The sequence below is a fragment of the Spirosoma flavum genome (genome assembly GCF_042686045.1).
GTDB classification, from domain to species: Bacteria; Bacteroidota; Bacteroidia; order Cytophagales; family Spirosomataceae; genus Spirosoma; species Spirosoma flavum.
The window spans coordinates 1,063,870-1,090,606 of sequence record NZ_JBHUOM010000002.1; the positions used below are offsets into that span (position 1 = coordinate 1,063,870).

Here is a 26,737-nt window from a genome sequence, read left to right on the forward strand (position 1 = left end):
CTTATTTTCTGGCGGATGGGGGAATGAGAATGGGTTTGATGCAATTGTCCAGTTTAGCCGAAAAAATATGATAGGCATCGGCAACTTCTTCTAAAGGCACCCGGTGCGTAATGATGGCCTTCGGGTTCAGACGCCCAGCCTGAATATGGTCGATGAGCCTGGGCAGCAAGCGTTTCACCGAAGCCTGATTAGCCCGAATAGTGATCCCTTTGTTCACTACGTTACCAATTGGAACTAGGTTATCGGTGGGACCATACACGCCCACAATTGACACGATACCCCCTTTCTTAACCGAATTTATCGCCCAGTGAAGCGCCGTAGCGGAACCCGCCTGGAGCAGTAATTTCTTTCCTGTAATGGTTTGTAAGGCGCTGCCCGACGCATCACTGCCTACGGCATCAATACAAACGTCGGCCCCAAACCAGTCAGTGGTTTTCTTGATAAATAAAACGGGGTCTTCCATCGACCGGAAATTATAGGCTTCACACTGGGCATAGTTCCGAACGAAGTCGAGCCGGTACTCCAGGTGATCGATAACAATGACGCGACCTGCGCCAAACAACCAGGCGCACTTGGCAGCCATAATACCCACAGGCCCAGCGCCGAAAACTACGACCGTATCGCCCGTCTTTATTCCGCCCATCTCGGCTGCCTGATACCCCGTTGGCACAACATCGGTTAACAGAACCGCATCATCATGATCCATCCAGTCCGGAATAATCGTAGGACCCACGTCGGCGTAAGGTACCCGAACAAACTCAGCTTGTCCGCCATCATAGCCACCAGCCGTATGGGAATAGCCAAATATGCCTCCTACTGCCGTGGCCTGCGGATTCGATTCATGGCAATTACCAAAAAGACCTTGCTTGCAAAAGGCACAGGTTCCACAGGCCACATTGAATGGAACAATGACGTTGTCGCCTACGGACAATTTTTGAACCGATGAGCCAATTTCTTCGACGACGCCAATAAATTCGTGTCCGAACGTCATCCCTACACGGGTGTCAGGAACAAGTCCGTGGTACAGGTGCAAATCCGATCCGCAAATGCAGGAACGGGTTACCCGAACGATGGCATCGCTGGGATGTAGAATCTCGGGATAGGGTTTTTGGGCGGCCCGGACCCTGTAGGGGCCCCGGTAATTCATGGCTAACATAAGCGTATATCTTTTTTACTGTTAATTATTTATCTGGATAACCTACTGGTTGCCCTTTTGGGCGGACGCACTATTTCCCGTTTTGTTTCCACCCTTCATGTTACCTTTTCCCGAGGCTGTTCCTGTCGAAGTGCCGGATTGCCCCGATTTGGATGACCCTGATCCGGTCGATGAACTACCCGAAACCTGACCTGTCCCCTTCGTTCCTGCCCGGCCCTGCTGTTCCGCATCTTTATTGAAGGGCACGCCTTTTCCCATGATTTAGCTGTTTTTCGCCTTACCTGTGCTGCTCTGCGTGTTGACACCTGACTGAGCCCATCCGCTTATGCTGCCTACGAGCACCGTCATGGCGACGGTCATTATGATTTTTTTCATTCGTTGAGTTGGTTTACGTAGGTGATGATCACATTAGTAGCAAACCTTATCCCTCCTGTGCATAGCCATCTGCTATCGCCGGAAGTAAGGCAACGGTACCCTACATGTGAATGTATTCAGTGGATCTTCCCAAAAAGGTCTTTTACCGTGTGGTTAGGTCTATGCCAGGCCGTTGCCTCACTTGGACCACTGGCAAAGAAGAAGCTTTAAGGTGATAGTGGTATAGATTAAGGTGTTCCGATCTTGATCGAACGAAAACACCAGACGATTTTACTTGTGAACTGCCCGTCTACAGAGTAAGTAAACTACTGATAATCAATGAATTAACTTAAAATTTATTGATTCAATATCCTTAAAACAACTTAGCAAAAACATCATGGAAGACGAAGAGAAAGAAGCCATTATTCGGGCTAAACAGGCCATTTCGCCAGCGGGCTTAATGGATCGCTCCGACAAAGCAACTACGTTGCCCGGAAATGATTCACCCGACGATAGCCCCATAGAGGGTATGGATTCTCACGTAGAGGAACAGGATGACACTATGTTGACGACAAACACCGATTAACATTGGTATAAGATTGTCGGTGATCACTGGTGACCAGACGATTTTAAGCAAATTAAATCTAGTTAGGTTCGGGGCGTTTTCAGGTGAAAACGCCCTTTTTATACGGCCATCTTTTAAGCTAAACGCTTCAATTTATCTGTCTGCCTGATCCCGTTTAACCCGGAGAAAGCAGTTGGTTTGACAGGATGTCAGTACATTATTTACTCACATTAGTATGAAGGATAATCGCTTAATCATTATCTCGTATCGCTTACCCTTTTTGTTCAAGACCGAAAACCGAGTGACGTCCGTCAAATCATCGGCGGGGGGCCTGGTAACGGCTGTGAAATCGCTGGATTTACCCGAATCGGCACCAAAGCCACTCAGGCACACTATCAACTTGACAATGTAACCCAGGTTCTAACTCTCCTGACGGAATTAGCTGCCCAGTTAAAATACGTGCCAGCTTAGGTAAACTGAACGTAATAACCTTACCACATCCCACTAGGAAGAACAAATTAGTATAGTAATCTAGGCCGTATCCTCATTGCTACCAGTTATTTCTCCATATAACCTGTAACAGGCTCTGTTCAATAAGTAGGTGTATCATTTTTTGGGGCGCTGAGCATTTTAATCATAATCGAGCAGTGACGATAAAATCAATAGGTACTATCAAGTAAGCTTCAACTGGATCAGACATGTAGGTTGAGAATGTCAGTTCGTATGGTGACTTGACATTTTCTTAAGGCTGTTCTATTATTGTAGGAATCAGGCGAGAAGGCTTCTGCCCAGACTCATTCGATCATTTAGATTGGTTGCATAAAAATAAGGTAGTTGCTAGTTAATTAAGGAATGAGGCTAGTTCATTATCGTAGCACCTGATAACTGCGCGTTGGATAGTTATCACTTTGTGTGATTAAATCTTATATTTAATTGATAGCCAATAACTTAACTAGCATCTGGCCGCTGACTTAGTGATTTTTTTTTACCCCTGTTGAAGGGACATAAATTGATTGTCAGGCTTTTGCCACATCCGTATGGAACCCACTCTATCAGATACTCCCCAGCCTTTATCAACCATAGTTTCCTACTTATTCGCTCAGCGGGAAACCATCTTAAACAACTGGCGAACAGTTTGCCAGGAGGATACCGTTTTAGCTAAAGGTTTTTCGCTGAGTCGGGAGGAATTTAATAACTTACTTCCGCTGATTTTAGATATTCTGGAAGCGCGTTTGCTGGGAAAATCACCGGAAGCTGATACGGCAATAACCGCCCAGGCACATGGCTTGCATCGCTGGCAAAAGTCCTTCTCCTTAATCGAAACGATGCGGGAAATATCCCACTTAACGCAAATTCTTTATGATGAGCTTAAACGATTTCAACGACTTTTCCCCCAAACAGATGCTCAACTCTTACTGAACGTCAACCAGCATATTTCTCGGATTATGCAGGAAGCTATGGAAGGTAGTGTAATTAAATATGATGAATTGCAACGGTTGGAAGCCGTTCAGCGGGGGGCTGCACTTCAACAAGCCGTCGAGAAAATGACGGCCCTATCCCAGGAACGGGTCAATATGCTGCGAACATCTACCCATGACCTGCAAGGGGGTTTAGGAATCATCAACGGAGCGGCTTACATGCTAAAGCTTGAGGGATTAAGTGAAGAAAAACGGGAGCAGTATTTAGATATGTTGAACCGTAATCTGGCTAACGTGGAGGTTATGCTAACGAATTTGATGGACTTATCCCGTTTGGAAGCGGGTGAAGAACAAGTCCGGCTTGAGTCAATTGATGCCGCCCGCCTACTTCACGAAATGGCCCAGAGTGGACAAGCGCTCGCCGTTGAACGAAACCTACTCCTCAGAGCCGAAGGTCCTGCTTCCTTACAAATTGAAACCGATCCAATCAAACTGCAACGGATCGTGCAGAACTTACTGCTAAACGCGTTAAAGTATACCTCAACTGGATTCATATCACTTTCCTGGGCTCTGGAGAATGATGCCCGCTGGCTAGTGAGCATCCAGGATTCAGGGCCGGGTTTGCCCCCAACGTTAGCGGGCCTATTCGGTGATCAGCTTAAGCCGACAGTTGAAGCAACCAGTGTACTAGCCGTTGATGCCGCTGAACCTGTAACCGTTTTGCCCATAAATGTGCCAACTATTCCTAACAGTCATGAACTTAGTGAATTAAGCCATCAGGCCAATCACGGAGAAGGAGTAGGATTACAGATTGTTAAGCGGTTATGTGAACTGTTAAGTGCTAGCCTGGAAATCGAAAGCATTACGAGCCGGGGTACCTTATTTCGTATTCGGCTACCGATACGTTATAGCGCTAGACATACAGATGAATGACTGCCTGTTTCACTAAGAAAAGCGCTTATCTCGAGCGCATATACTTGTTGAGAGTCACACGCCAGGATCTGTTAAATCTTTATTTATAATGCACCTCGCTGATTTACCAAGCCAGATGCACTTATAAAACTAGTCTCGGTTGGCTTGTTACCTGATAACAAAAATTGCTCCGCGAGTCTAACCAGTAAAAAAGAGTGTTTCCAACAAACAAGAAAGATAAGTCTGCATGAAGAAGCACTTAATTTATGTAGTCGATAATGAGGTTGACTATTTAAATCTGGTTCAATATGTATTTATTGAATCTTTACCTGAGTATGCAGTTTTATTTTTCCCGAGTGGTGAGACAATGCTCAGTAGCCTACAAACGAGTCTGGAACAGCCAGCTTTAATATTACTTGATCTACATATGCCTAGCATGAGTGGGCAACAGATATTAAGGCAACTGAAAGCAAGACAGGACTGGAAACCAATTCCGGTGGTTATGGTAACCAGTGAGACAGCAGAAGGCGAAATTCAGGCCTGTTACGAGGCCGGAGCAAACTCCTGTTTGGCAAAACCCATGAAGATAGATTCCATGAAGAAACTATTTAAACAAGTCTGTTCGTACTGGGTTGATACCAATGGGTCTGTGATCTCCTGACGTAGTTGAAAAATCCAACAAATTTTCTCAACTATCGGTTATCCCAACGACAAAATGCAACGAACGTGCTACTGATTCACCAACTTCTTGAACAGCCGTCCTTGCTGGCTTACTTCATCGGAGCTGATAATTATGCCTGGCTTCAGTTCCGAAGTGGCGAACGACGATTGCTGGCAAAGCCATTAATTTATTTTGAAGAACGGCTACCTACCTTTATTCGCATTCATAAAACAGCGCTGATTAACCCGTCTTGTGTCGCCAGTATTCACCATCCCCCCCGGCCCAAAATGGCAGGATCTGTGCGATTGGTGGATGACACAGAACTACCCGTCAGTCGTCGTCGATGGAAAGATGTAGTTCAGTTACTTCAAACTAACTGTGACACAGTTGATTTAGCCAATTCATTGTTATCTGATCGGCCCAATCCAGACCAAGAGAAGGAAGATGTATCACCGCTCCGGGTACAAGTGATTATGAGTGGTGATACGTTGCTGCTGACCGAGCAATGCCTTAGTGAATTAAATGTCCCCTATATATTGCAGTCAACCAAAGTTGGAGCGGAACTGGCCTCTGCATTACTGCTTAGTCCCGAGAAGCAGTGGCCTGCTCTCATTCTTATTGATTCTCGACTACATTGGGCAGACAGCATTTTGACGCTACAAACGCTCAAAGGCCATGCCAGGTTGCGGGCAATTCCGGTCATTTATCTGACATCACCGGGAGAAAACATGATGCAAGCCTACCTGCTGGACGCCAATTCAGTCGTAGCTGTTCCGGAAGATCTAACTTCATTCATTCGAATCCTAAAGCAGTTAGTTGATTATTGGTTGATGACTGTTCAATTAGTTGCTTAGTCAAATGACTTGCTACTAGAACAACGAAACCTCAATTTTGGGTAAGGTAACGGTTTCCCACCAATACGTTCGCAGGCTTTGAAAATAGCGCAGCCAATCGGCAGCCAACTGGGGTTTAACTAAATACGAGGAGCAACCGCGCTGGTAGGCTTCAGAAATATCACTTTTGCTATTCGAGCTACTTAATAGCACGACGGGAATTTTACCCATTGCCCCTGGCATCGCTTTAATTTGCTCCAGCAATCGCCAGCCATTTTGCCGTTCGGGCAGGTACAGGTCCAGTAGAATTAGTTTAGGATAATTCCATTCTTCGGTGCGACATTGGTTTAGATAGAGCAGGGCTTCTTCCTCAGAAGAAACAAGAGCGGTTTTGACTTCCGGTAAGCATTGAACAATAGCTTCTTTCATCAATATCCCATGATCCGGATTATCCTCAATGATTAATAAATTGGCATTTCTAAAGTTATCCCGAGCGGCTGAGTTAGTAAGTGATTGACTCTTCATGAACGTTGATTATGTATATTCTCATAACAAAAATACAACATAACATAGCTAAAAACTAGCCACTTACTAAGCAAATACGCAACTTTTACGCTAATCTGTTTCCCTAAAATGAGGACCATTCCCTCACTTGCAGACTAGTTGGGACCATCAAAATTCTGGCTGACGGGTTGGGTATATACAAGCTCTTTAATTAAACAAATTAGCAATTGTGCCCGACAAAATACGACGCTTTCAACTATGAATGCCACTCCTGAATTGCTTCCAACCTCACCTTATAAAGTAAAGCCGAATCAACCCTTACAAAATGAATGGTCAACTCGACTGGGTACGTCCGCTTCGGTAGGAAGTTCGACATTAAGCCGGGGTTTCAATGATCTAATTTGCTTTGCGCACCTGCGCTGGAATTTTGTCTATCAGCGGCCACAGCACCTACTCACCCGAGCGGCACACCAGTGTCGGGTTTGGTACATAGAAGAACCTATCTGGCAGGAAAGCCTAAGGCTTGACATACGAAAAGTGTCTGAAAATCTTACCGTTGTAGTGCCGTACCTGCCCCAGGGAACCGATGAGCAATCGGCGATTCGGCTCCAACGGCAATTGATTAATCAATTAATCGATCAGTACGCTATAACTGATTTCATTGCGTGGTATTACACACCGATGGCACTTCTCTTTACAGATCATCTTCGTCCGAAGTTGGTTTTGTACGACTGTATGGATGAATTATCTGCCTTTTTGGGGGCGTCCCCACAACTTCTTGAGCAGGAGCAACGGTTACTGAGCCAGGCTGATGTGGTGTTTACGGGTGGTTACAGTTTATACGAAGCCAAGCAAAAGCGCCATTCGAACGTATATGCATTTCCAAGCTGTATTGACTACGATCATTTCTCCCAGGCCCGTTGCAGCGACACGCAGACAGGTCTGGATGATCCCCTGGATCAGGTAGCGATTCCGGGTCCCCGGATTGGTTATAGTGGTGTCATTGATGAGCGACTGGACCTAGCCTTACTTAATGATCTGGCTCAACAGAAGCCCGATTGGCAGTTTGTTTTAATAGGGCCAATCGTCAAGATAGACCCCGCTACGTTGCCACAATTGCCTAATGTGCATTTCCTGGGTATGAAGGATTATAAGGAGTTACCGGCTTATTTCAGCAATTGGCAGGTAGCTATGATGCCTTTCGCTATCAATGAAGCAACGCGGTATATCAGTCCAACAAAAACACCTGAGTACTTGGCCGCTGGTTTACCCGTCGTGTCAACCCCAATTCGCGATGTGGTACGAACTTATGGCGATTGGGACCGGGTCGTTGTTGCCGATTCTGTATCGGCTTTCCAGCGCGGTATCTCGTCGGTATTGGAGAAGCCAATTGGCAACGATGAAGTAGAACTGGATCAGTTTTTACGTAAACAGTCCTGGGATCAAACCTGGCGGCATATGCAACGTATCCTTAATGAACAGGTAATGCCTGTTAGTTTGGAGCAATAGCGCAGTTTGCGACAAACTAGTACCTACTAAATCCTTTGTTCAGCCGACCATAGTTTTCGGTTATGGCTACCAGTGACGAAGCACGCCATTTTTTCTACTTCGAACACTGAATGAGGTTGGCTGACATCAAAGCCATGCATAGACAATTAACGGGCAAAAAGGGAGAATGAGCCTTTACACTAGGTTGAGTAGCTACCTTTCCGGAAGCTCATAAAAGGTGGCTACTCAGCCTGGTGCCACAGGGTATTTGTTATACTTAAAGTCGACTAGCGATTATGCGTTAATGAGTTTATTATATCTGACGTACTGGACTTATAAAGACGTAGCAGAATGAAAAAGGGATGGATGATTGCACTTATACTCCTGCTGATCGGTAGTATTGGGGCTTACATTTGGTATAATCGAGTGAAAGACAAGGCATCAGTTGAAGGGGGTGCCGCTAACAATACGCTTAAACCCCACCTGGAAATGGGTACGGTCGAAATTACGGATATTGATGATGACCGCATCAAAGTGAATGTAATACTGCTGATTGACAACCCGTTACCTGTAGGTTTTAAAGCCAGTCGGCTGGCTTACACGATCCTGATGGCTAATACGCCCGTCATCGAAGATGTTTATGCAAAGCCCATTGAGGTAAAATCGGGGGATAGTACAGAGGTGACCTTACCTATGGAAATACAGATTAAAAAGCTGATGCAGGTGCTAAAGACGCTGGATCGAAAAGACATCGACAGCACGACCTATACTATCCGCAGCCGCTTTGATCTGGATATACCCATTCTGGGTGAGCGCACATTTAGCCCAATTATCACCCGTCGATTGCCCACCTATTATTTGCCCGAAATCAAAATTGAAGATATTGATTTCGGCAAGCTGGGTCTGAAACGAACTGATGTAGCTGCTAAAGTAGCAATAACCAACAAAAACAAGTTTCCATTTAATATCACCGATACTCATTATACCGTCTCTATTGACGGGAAAGAAATTGCTCAGGGAGATCAGCCCGAGCCGATTCTGATTAAAAAGCAGGCCACTACGCCGGTTGTATTTCCCGTAACGGTCAAGCCCGGTCAGACGCTGGGATTACTACCGAAGATGCTGTTCGACAAAAAAGATACCCCGTTTCTGGTGACGCTCCGATGTAGGTTGATCGATAAAGAAGGAAATCTGGCTTTTAAAAATAGTAAGATGCGCACCGCAATCCGGGGAACGCTGGCCGACTTTAAGAAGGATTAATTCTGCTCTGTCGCCGGTTGCCTAACTAGGTTATTCAGCGCGGGTAGGCTTCTGCTACTACTCGGTTTAGGCCGACAATTTATTTGATTCCTTTTTGTAATCAGGCTTGGATTACGTGGTAGCAACAAATGGTGCGTGAATTTAGGTAATAGTCAGCTTTTTTTTTAGACCGTTACCTAACTCGCAAGGTAGCTCGCTGACGTATCTGACAAGTAACTTGTTGAAGACTGCTATCATTCTTGTCTCCTACTATGTACTATGAAACGCTTTTTTGAGTCATATAAGTCTATAGCTCAATTAGTTACTTCATGCCTCTTCTGGCCAGGGGAAATAAAGCATTCTGTCTGCATTGGAGCCCTACTGTGTTATATCTTAATGGGCTGCAACAGAAATTCCTTTTCGAATTGGTTTGTAGAAGAAGTCTCCAAGCCCAATGCAACAAAGATCACGGCTGTCCGACTAACTCCAACTTATACGATTCTGGACGTACAATTTACCAATCAGGGAGAGACCTTTTACACCCATAAAAAACAGGCTTTACCAATTGGCTACATTGGTGTCAGCCCCAATACTAAACTTATTGCCGCACAGGGAAATCGAAGTTTTGCCTTCATCAAAGCCGAAGGTATTCGGTTATTACCCCACTTAGTCAAGGTATCGCCTTTTGAACAGGTGAGCTTCTCGCTGTACTTTGAGCGCCTGGATAAAGGGATTGAAACCTTTAATTGGGTCGATACCATAGTAAAACACATGCATACGTTTCACTATGAATTTCCTGGTTTGTATGTTGACAATCCAGTTGAAGATATCTCCACTCACTAGCGCAAGGATGTCTAGTCTCGAAAAAGAACTGGATGGTTTTGTGAACGATCGTAGCCAAAGAACAAATCGCACTATCAAGGAAACCACTTTGCATCCCTGGCGCTGGACAATGGCCTAATTAAAGGCCATCTACTTTGTGTAGAAGCCGATAAAGTTTTTAGAAATCAAGATTTTACCGGCTTCCTCTAGCCACCAATCGGCATCTGTTTGTCTAGCCCTCTCATTCCACAAATTGAGGAAATAAATGAGTAATGGTTATTAGCTTGCTGCTTTAGAAGGTATGACTATACTTTCTCGATCTCTGATTTTTCTCTTAGTTGCTGGTTTGCTCGCCATGAGCTTCGCCAAGCCTACCCGTGTCGTTTTCTTTGGTGACTCAATCACTCAGGCTGGGGTTGGCCCCGGTGGCTACATCGACCGACTCAAAAAAATGATGCCTGCCGACCAGTTCGAGCTGATTGGCGCGGGTATCGGTGGAAATAAAATCTATGATTTGTTTCTGCGGATGGACGATGACGTACTGGCGAAACAGCCTGATGTTGTCGTGGTTTGGGTAGGCGTTAACGATGTTTGGCACAAAGCTACGTTTGGCACTGGCACCGACCCTGATAAGTTCGTGAAATTTTACGAAGCCGTCGTCAAAAAACTGAAAGCAGCTAACGCCCGTGTAATACTCTGTACACCAGCCACTATCGGCGAAAAAACGGATTTCAGTAATCAGCAGGATGGCGACCTGAATCAGTACAGTCAGCTTATCCGTGACCTCGCTAAGCGGCAAAACTTACCGCTGGTTGATTTGCGGAAAGCCTTTCTGGAATATAATCTCAAGAACAATCCTGAGAATAAAGAAAAGGGGGTTCTAACTACTGACCGCGTTCATCTGAACGAAGCGGGTAATCAATTCGTGGCCGAGCAAATGCAAAAAGTATTGATGGAAGGAGGGAAATAGGGAAGGAATGAAATAGATAATAAAACTCGCCCTTGAACACAGTTCAGCCGTGTTCAAGGACGAGTTTTACTAAAGTGATGATCTTGTGGCTGTCTGATTTCTGGGTTGATGCAGGTCGTGCATAGTTTAGGTAAGCAACTCCATTACGGGCCGGGCTACGCCATCTGGTGTCATATAAAAAGGTCGTTTTTCAATTTCATAGTGGGTATCGGGCGCAATGCCAAGCGCGTGATAGATGGTTTGGTGAATGGCCTCAATACGCACCGGGTTTTCGATGGTTTTGCAAGGCCGTTCATCTGCTGTTTTCCCATAAACAAACCCCTTTTTTATGCCGCCCCCAAACATGAGAAGTGAGCATCCATCCGTAAAATGGCGGTGCATCCCGTAAAATTTAAGCTCCGAAAGAATATCGGGCTGCTGAACCTGCTCCTGAACTTTCTCACCGGGGCGGCCTTCGACCATCATATCCCGACTAAATTCACTGGCCAGAATAACGAGTGTACGATCCAGATGCCCGGTTTTATCTAAATCCTTGATCAACTGAGCAACGGGTCCGTCAATCATTTTCTTCATTTCTTCCAGACGCGTATGGCCATTTTCGTGTGTATCCCACCCCTTAAATGGTTCATATTCGGTCGTTACGCTGATAAATCGGGCGCCTTTTTCGGTTAGGCGACGGGCCATAAGACAGCCTAATCCAAATCGTCCGGTATTGTAAATATCATAACTCTCCTTCGGTTCTGTACTTAAATCAAACGCCTTCGCTTCGGGTGAATTCAGGAGTATATATGCCTGTTCCATAGAGCGCTTAAGCGATTCTTTTTGGTAATCACTGCCAAACGCGCCAACCGGACTATCACTAATGAGGTCGTTGTACAGTTGATTTCGACGCTCGAACCGGCGCGCATCCATCCCTACCGGTGGTCGAACGCTCTCCAATCCCTGACTCGGATCAGAAATCAAGAAAGGGCCATATTCGTTGCCTAGAAAACCTGCCGTGTGAAACGCTTTTAATTCTTCCCCTTCGCCGAGTGTAAACCGTTGACCAATGTCGATAAAGGCGGGAATCACGGAATTTTTTGGCCCCAACTCCTTCGCAATCCAAGACCCTATATGCGGGGCTGCCACGGTTTGGGGTGGTTCATAGCTGGTATGCCAGTGGTATTGATGGCGTGAGTGCAGAATATGACCCATATCGGCGGCTACATACGACCGGATAAGTGTGCCCCTGTCCATCACTTTACCAATGGATTCGAGTCCCTGCGAAAAGTGAACCCCATCTAGAATAGTAGGCACCGACTTAAACGTACTCAGCACCCGATTCCCTTCCATGCCCTTAGAAAAAGGCGTGTATTTCTTGGGATCGAAAGTTTCGGTATGAGCCATGCCTCCGGCCATCCACAGGAGAATTACCGTATCGGCGGTTCCGGCGGTCTGCCCCGGCTTACGGGTTCCTGTGCAGCCTGATAGAAGACCGGATACCGGAGCGCCTGCCGCTAAAGCGGATAAGGTAGCCGCACTGGCTTTTTGCAGAAATTCCCGTCTATTCCAATTCATATTCATAGAACTATTGGCTTTGGTAAGCAATCAGGCAGAATTACTTATCAATAAATTAATTGAAATTCAGGATGTAGGGTTATTGCCCAAACTAAATCCTGGATTCCGTCTATGCTGAGGTTTTTACCGACTATTTTTTTGGCAACGGCTAGTTCCTGGGGTCGGGGTTCCCTGCCTAACGCTTTCCAGTACAGGTCTTTTACTAACAAATCGGGTGACGAATAAGTTAGTTTCCACTTCTGGGCACCTGTTTTTAGCGCTGCATTGAAGGTTGTTCCATTCGTTAGTTCCAGTGCTTGCAGAAGGTTTGCCTGCGACATTCGACTAGTGCTGACCGTTTCCCGATTCGGGCGACCTAAGGCCGTTAGGAAGGGATCATTTTTAACTAAAGATGCTCGTGGAAACGCAATTTCTTTCTGGATATTCTTAGGAAGCAGTTTGCTGACAATGGCCGTATCGGCATAGATAGGCGTAAAAACAGTGCTAACAGCGTCGGAAAATTGCTCAGCCGTAAGCCGCCGACGAACCATACCTGCAAAAACAAATGTAGGGGCCGTAATCAATTCAGCGTCTTTGATACCAATGGACGGCAATTGATAGGTTCTGGACGTAAGAATAGCATACATCAGGCGTTTTATATCGTAGCCATTTGTTGCAAAGTCAGACGCCAGCCAGTCCAGCAAATCCTGGCTCCAGGGTTCATTGTCCATTACATCTACCGGTTCGACAATGCCGCGTCCCATAAGTTGTGCCCAGATTCTGTTGACTAGGGTTCTATAAAGTCGGCCATCTTTGGGCTGAGTCATAAACTGAGCCAATTCGCGCAGTCGTTCCTTAGTGGCGGCTTTTCCATTTATCGTCCCTAATTCGGTGAATAAAATGCGGGAAGTAGCTTTTTTGCCGGTTGGCTTATCGCAGCGGTTGATCTCAAGGGTTGAATCGGCAAACACATTGGCAAAACCATACGCATCACTCAGCTTCCAGTCGCTAATAAAACTATCATGACAGGAAGCACATTTGAGGTTTAGTCCTAATAACACCTGTGACACATTCTGGGCCGCCTGCATCTCGGTACGCTGGCTCGAATTTATCGTTCCGCGCCATTGAATCCCACGGATAAATCCTTCCGATTCTTTCGTAGGGCTGATGAGTTCCCGCACAAACTGGTCATACGGTTTATTCGTTTTCAGTGACCGATATAGCCATTTGGTCATATCGAAGCGCCCGTTGGTAACATACCCGGTACCCGTGTAATCGTTGCGTAATGCATCATTCCAGAACGTGAGCCAGTGCTGCGCGTAACCTTCCTTATTGGCTAATAGCTCTTTAACCAAAGTTTCTCGTTTATCAGGCCGCGTATCGGTCGTGAACGCCTGTATTTTTTGAGGGGTAGGTAATAAGCCAATCACGTCCAGATACACTCGACGAAGATATATACGGTCATCAACGACGGTTTTCCAGGGTAGTTTGTTCTTCTGAAAGTAAACGTTAACGAATCGGTCAATGGGGTTCAATAGGTCGGTGGTAGCAGCCGGAATGACGGGTAGGCGAGGGGCCAAAGTAGCCACCCGATAAATGCTTTTTTCTGTGCCACTGGGCCAGGGTGCACCTTGTTGTATCCAGAATTCGAGCAGTGCTATTTCTTTATCCGTTAGCCGTTTGCCTTTCGTCGGCATGGCTTCTTTGTCGCTGGCAGGGAGTTTGATTCGCCGAATTAACTCACTTTTTTCGGGATGACCGGCAATCAGGACAACGCCATCTTTACCGCCCTTCATGACCAGTTCTTTCTTATCTAACCGAAGTTCGCCTTTAGTTTTCGTAGCACTGTGGCAACTGTAGCAGTTGTGTGCCAAAATAGACCGTACTTCCAAATTCAACTCTTCGACCTGTTTATCAGTGATAGGCTGGTTGGCGCGGATAAATTCAAAATTTGTCGTACCGGCTATTAGTGGTTCACTTTGGCTGTTGATGGGCAGCACGCTGGTCAAGTAATCATCGCCGTGTGTTAGCAGTGCCCCATAATGGCCTGCCAGACTTACCCCAAATACGGTTAAGAACAGAAAACTTCGGTACAGAGCCATCCGGCCTGACCGAAGTGCGACTACTGTACTAATGGCTAATAGCACCGTTGCAAGGCCTGACCATTGGTGGATAGTAACCGTATCGCCACCATATTCTTCCTGGTTAACCAAAAGTAATCCTAACGACGCGGCCACTACCGAACTGATCGTTCCAATCCAAAGTATGGCTGTAATACCCGCACGCCATTCCGTGGATTTACGGTACCACCCGATCACCTCCAATAGTAAAGCCACACAAAGTAAGCCAACCGGAAAATGAACAAGCAATGGATGTAAGCGGCCCAGGAACTGCCAAAGCCAGAAGGTTTCTTTTACGAGTAGCACAGCGTCTTCAATGAATTAAATCCTTGATACAAGAAAGCAATATCTGTGGTCTCTCTACCGTGTCCCGCTGAAATGGTGCTTCAAACGAGAAGAAAGTCGGTTTTTTACGAAAGTCGAAGTAACATTAAGTGGAAGATGCCTTATTCTCATTGGATACTCACTACTATAAGCATGACTTATTTCTACTCGTTTATAAAAACCACAAGCTTACTGTTGCTGATGCACTTCTGCGCAACAGCGCAAACCAGTTATATCAGTGCCACCGCAAAACTGCCCGATCATCCGCGCTTGTTGCTGCTAAAGGGTGAAGAGGAAATCATAAAACGTACCATAAAGTCAGATAAAACATGGAGTAGCCTGAATCAGGCTATTCTCACAGAATGTGATGCGATGGTAAATATCGCCCCGTTGGAACGGATTAAGATTGGAAAGCGGCTGCTCGATAAATCCAGAGAAGGGTTACGTCGGGTGTTTTATTTAGCCTATGCCTGGCGAATGACCCACCAGGAAAAGTACCTAAAACGGGCCGAGATGGAATTACTGGCATTGTCAGCTTTTTCTGACTGGAATCCATCTCACTTTCTGGATGTGGCCGAAATGACAATGGCCGTGTCGATAGGCTACGACTGGCTATATAACGACTTGTCTGAGCAATCGCGGTCAGTTATCAAAGAAGCTATCTTGAAAAAAGGAATTGAGCCATCGATGGACCCACAATACAACGGGTGGCTTAAGATAACTAACAACTGGAATCAGGTTTGTAATGCTGGTATTACGTATGGAGCAATTGCCATTTATGAAGACCAGCCGGAACAGTCTAAATCCCTCATCAACCGGGCTATTGCCTCAATTGTCCTGCCAATGGGAGACTACAAGCCGGACGGAGCTTATCCAGAAGGGTACGGGTATTGGGGCTATGGAACGAGTTTTAATGTGATGTTTATCAGCGCTGTTGAGAAGTTGTTCGGTAGTGATTTTGGCCTTGCTCAACAGCCCGGTTTTTTGAAAACAGCAGGCTACCTGGAAAATATGACCGGCCCATCAGGGAATGCCAATAACTACTCCGATTCAGGTTTGCGTGGTGAGCTACAACCCGCCATGTTCTGGTTTGCCAAAAAATTAAATGACCCTTCACTGCTGTGGGTCGAACGTAACCGCCTGATGAACAGTGACCCAAAACAGCACGTCAAAAATCGACTGTTGCCAGCTACACTATTATGGAGCAACGGCCTCGACTTGACCAAAATAGCTGAACCTAAGGCCACGATGTGGGTAGGTGAGGGGAAAACGCCTGTTGCGCTCATGCGCACTTCCTGGTCTGATCCGTCGGCTATTTATGTCGGGGTAAAAGGCGGAAGTCCATCAACCAGTCACGCTCATATGGATGCCGGGTCGTTTGTGATGGAAGCTGATGGTGTGCGTTGGGCAATGGATTTCGGGATGCAGGAATATGAGTCGCTCGAGTCCAAAGGGGTAGACTTGTGGAATATGCAGCAAAATTCGCAACGCTGGCAGGTGTTGCGATACAATAATTTTGTACATAACACACTAACAATCAATAATAAACTGCAACGTGTTGACGGGAAAGCTCCTCTTACGGGTCATTCCAACACGCCATTATTTATGAATGCCACATTCGACTTAACGAGTCTTTACAACGAATCACTCGTAAAAGCAACTCGTGGCGTGGCTCTTGTAAACAAAGCTTACGTGGTTGTGAGGGATGAAATCGAGACCTCGTCTACTGAAACAACGGCCCGCTGGACTATGCTCAGTTCGGCCAATGTGAGTCTGACGGGTACGAATAAAGCCGAGCTGACAAAGGATGGAAAGACGCTGATTCTTCAGGTTTTGGAACCCGCTACCGTAGTGATGAAAACGTGGCCAACTGACCCAACACATGATTACGACACCCCCAATCCCGGAACGATTTTGGTTGGGTTTGAGGTAAAAATACCCGCCAATACGAAAACGGCTATCACCGTATTGCTCACGCCTGCATCATCTGCCAGTCAGAAAAAGCAACCTGTGCCGCCCCTGCAACAGTGGCCTCACTGAGCAAATAGCAAGTGATTTCGGTGTAACCGGGTCTATGGGTGTTCATTAATCAAACGCCCTAACCTACTGACCACTGAAATCAAGATCATATTTTATGTTCAACCGGAAACCGTTGTTGATTTCAAAGACGGGTTTGTTCGTGATTGGATCAACTTCGGGGTGTTGGGAAATCTGATTGAGGTAGTTTAATTCGATCTTGAACGTATCCCGAATCTGATAGCCCAGACCACCAGAAATGCGATTCTGATTAAATATGTTTTGCCCAACGTTCCGACCAAACCCGATAAATAATTCGTCGAAGAAATTAGCATACCATTCGCCATCATCAACAGTAACACCGTTGAGCGGAATAGTGCCGGAAATCTGATAGCGTGCCCGGTTCTGGTATTCCCAACTCTCGATCTGGCGCGGATTCGTATCAGTTCCTATCCCAAGCCATCGCTGTTCGAGCCGAAAGCGGTGACTCAACTTTATAATTCCTACTTTATCGCTGATCTGGATATCTTCATGTGTCCGGCTTTCGATGGTTGGCACGCCCGCATCAGCCACGGGGTAATCGCCGTACGGAAACGTCGTGAAAAATGTATAGCCACCACCCAATTTCACTTGATCAGTCAGCTTGTACCCAAGTCCCAGCCGCGCCAACGACTGTTGCCAGGAGCGAATCAATTCTACGCGTCGCCACTGGTATTCTGTATGCAATTCCCAGCGTTTGCTTAGTTTGTGGTCGCCGTTATAGACATACCAGCCGATGGCATTACGATCAATAATTCGGTTTTGCTGCCCAAAACTGGTGGCTGAAAGCAGAGCAAAGAAAAGAAGGCAACGGAAGGTCATCAGGCCGAATCAAGTACGTATCAAACCTACAAGACTTTTACTGCCTTCTAGGTTTGAAATTAGTACCGTGCGGTTCCGGGATGAAACGTTTGCCAGCTATGCCAGAATTCCTGATGCGCCGGAAGTCGGACCAGATTGGGACCCGAACTCAATGACCGTCCCGCGAGTGAATACGTTTGGGTACCATTTGTGAGTGTGTCATTTCGCAGAATAAAATGATCACTAAGAGTAGAGCGTTTGTAGGCGAAAAAAGATCGGTTGTCGTTCGCCAATACGAGTAATACGGGCTGGTTGGCAAGCGTATCGTGGATGAGTCGTTCGCGTTTCAACCGATTCCAGTCGTATGCTTTGGTTCCGCCTGGATTGGCTTTATTGCCAACAGTTAAGCCCACCACCCATGATTTATCGTGCCACGAGAGGCTATCCATCCTGGTGAGGTCGCTGCTGCCCTTGCCCTGTTCGTAGTTAGACATCTTGGCATAACGCTCGTTGAAGGTTGTATCGGGTTGCATGACCATACTATCGGGATGCAGTGCCAGCCATTGTTTCAGTGTCATCTGCTCGCTGAATACTTCGGGCAGTGTGTCACCTTTTAGTGCTCCTGCAATCGCTTCTCCATTAGCTTGCCGCCACCAACTGCCGGTTGTTGCATCTTCAAACATGGCATTGAAATGATCCATGCCCACTAGCCTGAACGTCTCAGACTTTCCATTTACGACAGGTTTGAATACCCGCCCTGTACGGCAAACGGTGCAATACGTTACCATAACCACCTGACCACCAATAGTATCTAATACCTGATGATGATAGCCAATGAATTGAATAGGGTAAGCTTTGGCCTGTCCGTTCACCTCAATGCCTAAAATTTCCCGGTCTGGTTTAATGGTGTTTTGATTGCCCGCTTTGAGTTGCACACTTCCCGGCTGATAAAACATATGGTCGGCAGCCATTTGGAAATTAAACGCATAGCCAACGCCCGCTACGAGGATTAACGCCATTAAAGCTCCCCATTTTGACCGTCTTACAGCCGGTACAACACCCCCAATAATCAGCAATCCAAAAACGGCCCGAAATACCCATCGCCAGGAGTATAGAAAATAAGCCAGGTCGAGGCTATTCATCCGCTGACTACCGGGCATAGGCATGATGAAATAGACGTTTGCTACTTCAAACAATAATAACCCGGCAATACCGATATAAAAGAGGTTTTTCATGTTTTTTGCAAATTTGGTAGAACGCTGATTTTTATGATTCCTGAGATCATCTCAACTAGTAAAAATCATTACAATCAGTGTTCCATTGACATCACTTAGAAGGCAGCGCGAAGGCAACGTACTGGTTTCCTTTTTTAGTGCCTAATTTTGCTCCGCCACAGGCAATAACCACATACTGCTTACTGCCAATCTGGTAGGTTGCCGGTGTCGCGAAACCAGCCGCTGGTAGAGTCGTTTCCCAAAGCAGTTTGCCGGTCTTCTTATCGAACGCGCGGAATTTTCCGTCTTTTGTAGCGGCAATAAATAACAACCCGCTGGCCGTTACGACTGGGCCACCGTAGTTCTCGGCACCCGTATTGTGAATACCCTTTGCGGCCAGTCCAGGTTCTTCACCAAGTGGGATTTTCCACACATACTCACCCGTGTTCAGGTCGATAGCGTTGAGGGTGCCCCAGGGCGGAGCAATGCCTGAAAGTCCCTTACTGTCTGTGAATTTGATGTATCCCGAAATCTTGTAGGGAACATACGGGTTCTTGCTGTCTTTCGATGCCGATCCAGATGCTTCAATCTTTTCATCGTCAAACAGAAACCCTACTAAGGCTTGTTTCTCGGCTGCGGATAACTGAGTGAAACCTGGCATCATACCTTTACCGTGACTGATGATCTGTGTTACGTAGGCCCGGTCGTGTCGTTGGCCAATATTCACTAAAGATGGGTAGCCGCTTGCAACATTCCCCTTACGTTCGGGGCCGTGGCAGTTAATACAAGTAGTAGTATAAAGCCGGTTGCCGAGGCTAAGATGCGCTAACTCATCCTGTTTCGGGGCTTTGTTAAGAGCAATAAGCCAGGCGGCTTCGTTTGCGTTGACATACATAATTCCGCTGGGATCGGTGGCAGCACCACCCCACTCGGCTCCCCCATCGAGACCAGGGAAGATAAATGTACCTTGTCGGCTTAGCGGCTGGAATGTACCCCGGCGGCTGCGCCGATATTGTGCCAGCAACGAGTCACGTTCGTCCGAATACGGGTTTAAATCGGCTTCGCTAAAATTTTGCCGGGCAAACGGGGCAGGGCGGGTAGGTAAGGGTTGCGTTGGCCAGCTTGCTTCGCCCGGTACGTCGGATTTGGGCACGGCTATCTCTTTAATTGGAAAAAGCGGCTTACCCGTAACCCGGTCAAACACGAAAATATGCCCCGATTTAGTTACCTGCGCCACCGCGTCTACCCGCCGGGGCCGACCGTCGGGGCCATTGCTGGTTACGGTCAACAGATTAGGCGGTGCCGGAAAGTCGCGGTCCCAAATATCGTGGTGAACGGCCTGAAAGTGCCATAGTCGTTTGCCCGTGCGAGCATCGAGTGCCAGTAAACAGTTGGCAAAAAGGTTTTGCCCTTTTCGATTGCCTCCGTAAAAATCAAAAGCCGCTGATCCGGTCGGTACGTAGAGAATACCACGTTTCCGGTCAACCGACATGCCCGACCAGTTATTAGCGCCACCAACGTCGGTATTCTTGTAAGTATCTTTCGGCCAGGTATCGTAGCCATACTCGCCGGGTTGGGGTATGGTATGGAATGTCCAGACCAGTTTGCCCGTGAGGACATTGAAGGCCCGCACAGGACCCGGCGCAGCATCGGCTCCTTCCGAGAGCCGAACAGGCATAATAATGAGGTCATTAAAGATAGTGCCGGGCGTATTGGAAATGACGAATTTGTCTTTTGCCTGCTCGCCCAAGCCCTCATGCAGATCAATGTGCCCTCCCTGTCCAAAACTCAGCAGTGGCTTTCCTGTTTTGGCGTTAAGCGCGTAGAGCATCGACCCAACGGTGTACAAAATACGGGCTTCCGGTTCTCCGTTGCGCGATTGACCCTCCGCCTGCCAATAGGTAACACCCCGGCTGGTACTTAGTGATTGCTTGGTTGGACTGCCGAACTTCCAGATTTCTTTGCCTGTAGCCGCATCGAGCGCGAAAGCCTGTACGGTTGGCGTGACGCCATAAAGTACACCGTCAATAATAATTGGATTGGTTTGAATCTGACCACTGTCTGGAGCTGCATACGTCCAGGCAACTTGCAGATTTCTGACGTTTTCGGGCGTTATCTGTGTTAGGGCGGAATAATGGCTGCGGTCAGGTCCACCGAGATACTCGCCCCAGTTGGTGTAGTCGTTTGGTTTTGTGTCGCTTGTGTTCTGGCTAAATCGGGACCAGCCAACCGCTAGTGCGACCAGCGCAATGAGCGTTAAAATCAATCGTGTCATACGGCTTTAGGAGTAGTACGACAAATCTACACTAAAAGCGAAAACGATAGCTACCGCTTAGGCTGTCATCAATCAACTACGACCGAGCGATGACTATAAACGGGCACTAATACAAAAAAGCCCCGGATTTTGTCCGGGGCTTTTTTACTAATAATTCTTATCAGAACTGGAATTGCTGAATCGGCTGTTTCCAGTGCCCCGACTTTGGGGCTGAGTGCGGCCGCCACTTCGCGGCTGGCTATTACCTCCATCTTCACGCCGGACAGAGGAGTTGCTCTGACTCTCAGGTCGGCTAGGTTGACTTCGTTGCTGACCACCGTTGTTCGATGATCCGGCTGACCGGCCATTATTACTTGGGCGACCACTACCGCCACCACGTCGGTTGTCGTTACGGCCTTGACCCTGCCGGGCGAGAGAAGGGGTAACCGAAGAAGCGGCTATATTGAGTACGTAAGGATGATTTTCGATCACCGGAACGTGTTTGCCAATGAGTTTATGAATGTCCCGCAGAAAATCGGTTTCTTCGGCATCGCAGAATGATAACGCGATACCATCATGTCCGGCCCGGCCCGTTCGACCAATACGGTGAACGTAGGTTTCTGGAATGTTTGGTAGTTCGTAGTTGATAACGTGCGAAAGTTCGTCCACATCAATGCCGCGAGCTGCAATATCTGTAGCGACCAGCACCCGTGTTTCTCTACTCTTGAAGTTCGAAAGTGCCCGCTGACGGGCGTTCTGCGACTTATTGCCGTGGATAGCCTCGGCTCCAATACCTGCTTTTAAAAGGTCTTTAACAACCTTATCGGCTCCGTGTTTGGTACGGGCGAAAACCAGGGCTGATTTAATGTTCTTGTCGTCCAGTATGTGTACAAGCAGTTTACGCTTGTCTTCTTTTCCGACAAAATACATGGCCTGTTCAATCGTGTCGGCTGTAGAGGATACAGGCGTCACTTCAACTTTGGCCGGATTATTTAAAATTGTATCGGCAAGTTTAGCTACATCGGGCGGCATGGTTGCTGAGAAAAACAGCGACTGACGGCGATCTGGCAACTTGGTAATTACTTTCTTAACGTCGTGGATAAAACCCATATCGAGCATCCGGTCGGCTTCGTCAAGTACAAAAAACTGCACATCGCGAAGCGCCACAAAACCCTGGTTCATCAGATCGAGCAGACGGCCAGGTGTGGCAATCAATATATCAATACCTGATTTAAGGGTGTTTACCTGAGAATGCTGCGAAACACCGCCAAAAATAACGGTATGGCGTAGATTTAAATGGCGGCCATAAGACGCAAAACTTTCAGCAATCTGGATGGCTAATTCGCGCGTTGGGGTTAGAATCAACGCTTTAATACGCCGGGGTCCGCTAGGGTTTTTGCTGCGTTCTTCGTTCAGTTGTTGCAGTATCGGAATGGCGAAAGCTGCTGTTTTTCCGGTACCGGTTTGGGCACAACCGAGCAAATCCCGGCGGCTTAATAAAATCGGTATGGCTTGTTCCTGAATGGGGGTGGGGGTGGTATATCCTTCTTCGGCCAGAGCCTTCAGGATAGGATCAATAATTAATAAATCGGAAAATTGCATGTGTTGGCTGGACGTCGGCAGGCAATGGAATAGGGTGATGATTTAGGTCCAGCATCCAACGTCTTTGTAAAGTTATATGTGTACAACGGCAGCAGTGCAAATAAAGTGCCATTTATTAGCGGAATACAATTTCTGCTATCAAAGGAGTACTGCTCTACCTGTAAGGCAGCGCAGTATTCCCTGGCAGTTCATTATTTGCCTTTACTCGTAAATACTTCCGGCTGCTTGCTCGACCAACCCTTTGGGCAACAACCATGCCATCAGCTTTCCGGCTTTGTTAAGAAAGCCAGTGACCACCTCAGTTTTGCCGGATAGCGTTGCTTCAACAGCTTGCCGGGCAACATCGGCGGGCGTCATATTTACTCGTTCGGCGGCTTTACGGCCTTTGTCGCCAATCTGCGCTCGGTCAACAAAATTTGTATCGGTAGCACCGGGACACACACAGGTAACGGAAACCGACGAGCGTTTCAACTCCAGATGAAGTCCCCGGCTAAACTGAAGCACAAACGCTTTAGAAGCAGCATATAGACTTAGCCCCGGAATGGCCTGATAAGCCGCCGAACTGCCAATATTCAGTATATAAGCTTTGGACTGTTGTCGAAGCTGAGGTAGAAACAGATAACTCAATTCCACCAGCGCTGTCATGTTGACAGTCATCATGCCGGTATGCTCGGCGAGGGAGTGTTTTTCGAAAGGGCCACTCAGACCGTATCCCGCATTATTAACCAGCATTCGAACGGCGTATTGCTTTTGATTACACCAGTCAAATACACGTTGAGCCGCGCCGGCTTCAGCCAGATCAATAGTCAGGTAGTCAGTCTTGATATTATGTTCTGTAGCTAACTGGTGGGCAACTTGGTCCAGTAGCGACGCTGACCGCGCCACCAGTAGCAAATCGAACTTCAGGCGGGCCAACTCGTTGGCAATGGCCAAGCCAATGCCCTTGCTGGCTCCCGTAATAAGGGCGTAGGCCATATGAGGTAAAGTCGTAAGTGAAAAAAGGCATAAGGCGCAAGTTCTGTCTAGCAACTTGCGCCTTATGCCTTCCTTTCTGCTACTGATTAAATGTTGACTTTTGAAATAAACCGGTGATAGAATGGCGTTTTGCTATTCGCATGTTTCGGCATGTATTTACCCGTTACGACAGGCACGTACATAACCCGACGACGGCTGGCTTCACCAACAAAAGGGGACTGCTGCGCCCGGTGCCAGATGCGGCCATCGTGAACAGATAAATCACCTGCGTTAATGTCGAAGCCAATTTCATGCTTGTCGGGTTCGTTGTCCACGAAATACTTTTTGCGGAACAACATTTTGAAGATACCCTGTTTGTGCGTACCGGGAATAACACGCAAACCGCCATTTTCGTAAGGTGTGGGGTTAAGGTGAATGCCTACGTTAAGCATCGGCATAATACGCTGTCCCAGAAAAATGTCGCGGGGGCTGTCGGTATGCCATCCCATCTGCGAAAATTTACTGTTAGGCGTGCGGATGTAGTGATTCATAATAAGCCCGTCTTTCTCGATTTCAGCAATGCGTCCTTCGAAGGGCTGAAGCAGATCAACTATGGCCTGAAGGCGTGGGTCCTGCAAAAATCCGTGAAGTGCCTTACTGTGCTGGGACAGAAAACACATTCGTTGAATCATGGGGTTTCCTGCTTCATCCTGACCAAATTTCAGCGGCACTCCATTGACTTTGTCGCGGCCCTCGGCCAGCCACTCTTTTTCAATTCGTTCAACTTCGCTGATGAATAATTTTACTGTTTCCGGGGTAATAAAATTACGAAAAACGATAACACCATTTTTGCTGAAAAACTGGCGTTGTTCGGGGGTAATCGTTTCGCCCAACGTAAAGGGCGGCAAGTTTAATTTGCTCATATCGGTGGTTTGCAATTCGGAGATTCCGTAGTTGATGCCAACCGGTGACCGCGCTCTGACCGACGGGCGCAGGTTTCACGGTATAATAAAGGCCCAAATCTACGAAATTTACAATTTTAGGATTACTTTGCTGTGATTTAATTAATGCGAGTTTAATTAACAGTCATTCTAGTTGTTGTGCACATTTTACTTGATAAAAGGTTGATTTCGCTGTTAATCAGCCTGTTAATTGGTACTTTGGGTCCTCTACTGGCCCAGCCAGATAGTATTCAACTGCCCCATCAGGCGGTACCTAATCAGCTGTTAAAAACCAGAAATACCCTAATTCTACCCTTAATAGCCCGCTCTATTGAAACAGACTGGTCGATTGGGTTAGCCGGTTCGTTTACATTTCGGCTTAATCAGCAAGATACCCTTAGCCGGACATCCAACACACAGGCTTTGGCATTATATTCGTTGCGGAAGCAGTTCATTGCCGCCATTAATGGTACGACTTACTTTCCCGGCGAACGTATTATTCTCAATTATCAGTTGTCGTACAGTAATTTCCCCGATAAATTTTGGGGGTTGGGAAAAGAAGCGCTCGACCGCAATGAGGAGTCTTACACCTTTCAGCAATATTATGTCTATTTGCATTTTCAACGTAAACTTAAAGACCGCATTTTCGCGGGGTTGATATACGAATACCAACGGTTGTTGGCAGTCGATTATCAGTCTGGCGGCCTTTTTGATCAATTAGCCGTGCGGGGGCGCGATCCGTATCACATTTCGGGGGCAGGGTTAAGCCTAACCTACGATTCGCGTAATAACGCCTTTGCTCCCGACCGGGGAGGCTTTTTGCAGATATATTTTAACCACTTTTCGCCAGCCTTTGGTTCCAATTTCCGGTATACTAATTACGTAATTGACTTTCGCCGGTTTATTCAAATCTATCGGCAACAAGTGCTGGCTATACAGGCCTATGGCTTTTTTAATTCGGGTGAAGTTCCCCTGCGAAGTTTAGCCAGTTTTGGTGGTTCCAATAGCATGAGAGGTTTCTACGACGGGCGCTACCGCAGCAAAAATCAGGTAGTCGTTCAGGCCGAATATCGAGTACCCCTGTTCTGGCGATTTGGTGCGGTAGGGTTTATGGGTGTAGGTAATGTAGGCAGTCACGTCAGCAACATAAACTTTCAAGATATAAAATATTCCTACGGTGGCGGGCTTCGACTAGCTCTAAACCGTAAAGAACGCCTAAACCTCCGCGTCGATTATGGATGGGGGTACGGAGAGAGCGTATCCAACGGCTTGTATTTTCAGCTAGGCGAAGCGTTTTGATTTACTTTAGATTCAGTGGTGTTCCAGCCGCTGAGAGCCAGCTTCTTACCAAGCCAATAGAGAGGATAGGTAAACACGAAAGCGCTCAATACGTCAACCGTATAATGAACATGCTGAACGAGCAGTAACCCCCCCACCAGCAGTGAACCTAATAAGACAATTAACCGATCCCATCGCTGGCGCAAACACAGAAATATTAGAAAAATAGTAGACGTGTGGCCTGAGTAAAATAGATCTTTGGTAATGTACACCTTGCCATAAAAGGCGTTGGTGAGGGGATCAACCATTGGTATCAGGCCAACGGGTGGATTGAGTGGGACCAGATTGATCGTTAGCATTCGCGATAGCGTGATGATGACGTAGCTATACACAAACATCATAAATACAGCCGGATTGCGCCGGGAGCGGATAAGTATTAATAGGCCAGCCGCCCAGATGACCAGAAAAATAATCAACGATACATCATAAGGGGGCAATTGACTAAGCACCCAGTCATTCAGAACTGGGCCGCTATGTTGCTCGATGGTGTGAAAAAAGTAAGGGAATGTCCCTAGTAAGGTGAGGACACCAATTATACCGATTATAAATTTTCGGCGAAATATGGGTGATTGCCAAGCGGTTTGCCAGGCCAAATCGCCTGTTCGATTAGGTGTGAGAATTGACATGTACGACTGTAAAAGGGCGCAAATTTACGAAGTAGAAGGATATTTTAACG

Annotated in this window: 23 protein-coding genes; 11 read left to right on the forward strand and 12 right to left on the reverse strand. The window is 47.0% G+C overall.

The genetic code is table 11. From position 1 onward, the window contains the following. Position 1: 1 nt before the first annotated feature. Both ACFS25_RS09910 and ACFS25_RS09915 read right to left on the reverse strand, forming a co-directional pair. The gene (locus ACFS25_RS09910; RefSeq protein WP_381499396.1) at positions 2-1,156 is read right to left on the reverse strand and encodes a zinc-dependent alcohol dehydrogenase; all 1,155 of its coding nucleotides are present in this window, start codon (positions 1,154-1,156) and stop codon (positions 2-4) included. A gap of 42 nt (positions 1,157-1,198) precedes the next feature. Further along, entirely contained in the window at positions 1,199-1,414 is a 216-nt protein-coding gene (locus ACFS25_RS09915; protein WP_381499399.1) for a hypothetical protein, read from the reverse strand. Positions 1,415-1,907: 493 nt separating this feature from the next. Between ACFS25_RS09915 and ACFS25_RS09920 the strand changes: the two genes are divergently transcribed. From ACFS25_RS09920 to ACFS25_RS09940, 5 genes are all read left to right on the forward strand, one after another. Beyond that, complete coding sequence (locus tag ACFS25_RS09920; protein WP_381499402.1) at positions 1,908-2,096, forward strand: hypothetical protein; 189 nt, start codon at positions 1,908-1,910, stop codon at positions 2,094-2,096. A gap of 214 nt (positions 2,097-2,310) precedes the next feature. Then, complete coding sequence (locus ACFS25_RS09925) at positions 2,311-2,487, forward strand: hypothetical protein (protein ID WP_381499405.1); 177 nt, start codon at positions 2,311-2,313, stop codon at positions 2,485-2,487. Between the two features lie 625 nt (positions 2,488-3,112). After that, entirely contained in the window at positions 3,113-4,426 is a 1,314-nt protein-coding gene (locus ACFS25_RS09930; protein ID WP_381499408.1) for a sensor histidine kinase, read from the forward strand. Positions 4,427-4,652: 226 nt separating this feature from the next. After that, positions 4,653-5,066 (forward strand): response regulator, encoded by a 414-nt coding sequence (locus tag ACFS25_RS09935; RefSeq protein ID WP_381499411.1) that lies wholly within the window; start codon positions 4,653-4,655, stop codon positions 5,064-5,066. Positions 5,067-5,071: 5 nt separating this feature from the next. After that, positions 5,072-5,920, forward strand: a complete 849-nt coding sequence (locus ACFS25_RS09940) for a LytTR family transcriptional regulator DNA-binding domain-containing protein (protein ID WP_381499415.1) — start codon at positions 5,072-5,074, stop codon at positions 5,918-5,920. Positions 5,921-5,935: 15 nt separating this feature from the next. Here the strand turns inward: ACFS25_RS09940 and ACFS25_RS09945 are convergent, their stop codons facing one another. Beyond that, positions 5,936-6,424, reverse strand: coding sequence for a response regulator (locus tag ACFS25_RS09945; RefSeq protein ID WP_381499418.1), 489 nt, complete (start codon positions 6,422-6,424; stop codon positions 5,936-5,938). Between the two features lie 237 nt (positions 6,425-6,661). On the opposite strand from ACFS25_RS09945, the gene ACFS25_RS09950 reads away from it, so the two are divergent. The 4 genes from ACFS25_RS09950 to ACFS25_RS09965 all read left to right on the forward strand — a co-directional run bounded on the left by ACFS25_RS09950 (position 6,662) and on the right by ACFS25_RS09965 (position 10,922). Continuing rightward, entirely contained in the window at positions 6,662-7,912 is a 1,251-nt protein-coding gene (locus ACFS25_RS09950; protein ID WP_381499420.1) for a glycosyltransferase family 1 protein, read from the forward strand. A 330-nt stretch (positions 7,913-8,242) separates the two neighbouring features. Next, positions 8,243-9,151, forward strand: coding sequence for an LEA type 2 family protein (locus tag ACFS25_RS09955; protein ID WP_381499422.1), 909 nt, complete (start codon positions 8,243-8,245; stop codon positions 9,149-9,151). A 375-nt stretch (positions 9,152-9,526) separates the two neighbouring features. Next, positions 9,527-9,973 (forward strand): hypothetical protein, encoded by a 447-nt coding sequence (locus ACFS25_RS09960; RefSeq protein ID WP_381499424.1) that lies wholly within the window; start codon positions 9,527-9,529, stop codon positions 9,971-9,973. A gap of 280 nt (positions 9,974-10,253) precedes the next feature. Then, positions 10,254-10,922, forward strand: coding sequence for an SGNH/GDSL hydrolase family protein (locus tag ACFS25_RS09965; RefSeq protein WP_381499427.1), 669 nt, complete (start codon positions 10,254-10,256; stop codon positions 10,920-10,922). A gap of 126 nt (positions 10,923-11,048) precedes the next feature. On the opposite strand, the gene ACFS25_RS09970 is transcribed toward ACFS25_RS09965, so the two are convergent. Both ACFS25_RS09970 and ACFS25_RS09975 read right to left on the reverse strand, forming a co-directional pair. Continuing rightward, on the reverse strand, positions 11,049-12,485 hold the full coding sequence (locus ACFS25_RS09970; protein ID WP_381499430.1) for a DUF1501 domain-containing protein: 1,437 nt from the start codon (positions 12,483-12,485) through the stop codon (positions 11,049-11,051). 41 nt (positions 12,486-12,526) lie between these two features. Then, positions 12,527-14,884, reverse strand: coding sequence for a DUF1549 domain-containing protein (locus ACFS25_RS09975; protein WP_381499433.1), 2,358 nt, complete (start codon positions 14,882-14,884; stop codon positions 12,527-12,529). Between the two features lie 171 nt (positions 14,885-15,055). Here ACFS25_RS09975 and ACFS25_RS09980 point away from each other — a divergent pair, with 171 nt between their 5' ends. Next, positions 15,056-16,942, forward strand: a complete 1,887-nt coding sequence (locus tag ACFS25_RS09980) for a heparinase II/III domain-containing protein (protein WP_381499435.1) — start codon at positions 15,056-15,058, stop codon at positions 16,940-16,942. Between the two features lie 63 nt (positions 16,943-17,005). Here ACFS25_RS09980 and ACFS25_RS09985 read toward each other — a convergent pair whose 3' ends face one another. From ACFS25_RS09985 to ACFS25_RS10010, 6 genes are all read right to left on the reverse strand, one after another. Then, positions 17,006-17,779, reverse strand: coding sequence for a DUF2490 domain-containing protein (locus ACFS25_RS09985; RefSeq protein WP_381499438.1), 774 nt, complete (start codon positions 17,777-17,779; stop codon positions 17,006-17,008). Positions 17,780-17,838: 59 nt separating this feature from the next. Next, entirely contained in the window at positions 17,839-18,993 is a 1,155-nt protein-coding gene (locus ACFS25_RS09990) for a DUF3179 domain-containing (seleno)protein (protein WP_381499440.1), read from the reverse strand. Between the two features lie 91 nt (positions 18,994-19,084). After that, complete coding sequence (locus ACFS25_RS09995) at positions 19,085-21,247, reverse strand: outer membrane protein assembly factor BamB family protein (protein WP_381499443.1); 2,163 nt, start codon at positions 21,245-21,247, stop codon at positions 19,085-19,087. Between the two features lie 147 nt (positions 21,248-21,394). Next, positions 21,395-22,828, reverse strand: a complete 1,434-nt coding sequence (locus ACFS25_RS10000) for a DEAD/DEAH box helicase (RefSeq protein WP_381499446.1) — start codon at positions 22,826-22,828, stop codon at positions 21,395-21,397. Between the two features lie 201 nt (positions 22,829-23,029). Next, entirely contained in the window at positions 23,030-23,803 is a 774-nt protein-coding gene (locus ACFS25_RS10005) for an SDR family NAD(P)-dependent oxidoreductase (protein WP_381499449.1), read from the reverse strand. A gap of 86 nt (positions 23,804-23,889) precedes the next feature. After that, the gene (locus ACFS25_RS10010; protein ID WP_381499452.1) at positions 23,890-24,705 is read right to left on the reverse strand and encodes a phytanoyl-CoA dioxygenase family protein; all 816 of its coding nucleotides are present in this window, start codon (positions 24,703-24,705) and stop codon (positions 23,890-23,892) included. Positions 24,706-24,882: 177 nt separating this feature from the next. Here ACFS25_RS10010 and ACFS25_RS10015 point away from each other — a divergent pair, with 177 nt between their 5' ends. After that, a complete protein-coding gene (locus ACFS25_RS10015; RefSeq protein ID WP_381499455.1) occupies positions 24,883-26,022 on the forward strand; it encodes a BamA/TamA family outer membrane protein in 1,140 nt (379 codons plus the stop codon). Here the strand turns inward: ACFS25_RS10015 and ACFS25_RS10020 are convergent. Continuing rightward, positions 26,001-26,687 carry a phosphatase PAP2-related protein gene (locus ACFS25_RS10020; RefSeq protein ID WP_381499457.1) on the reverse strand — a complete coding sequence of 229 codons (687 nt, stop codon included), beginning with the start codon at positions 26,685-26,687 and terminating at the stop codon, positions 26,001-26,003. The two genes, ACFS25_RS10015 and ACFS25_RS10020, sit on opposite strands and share 22 nt — an antisense overlap. Positions 26,688-26,737 lie beyond the last annotated feature (50 nt).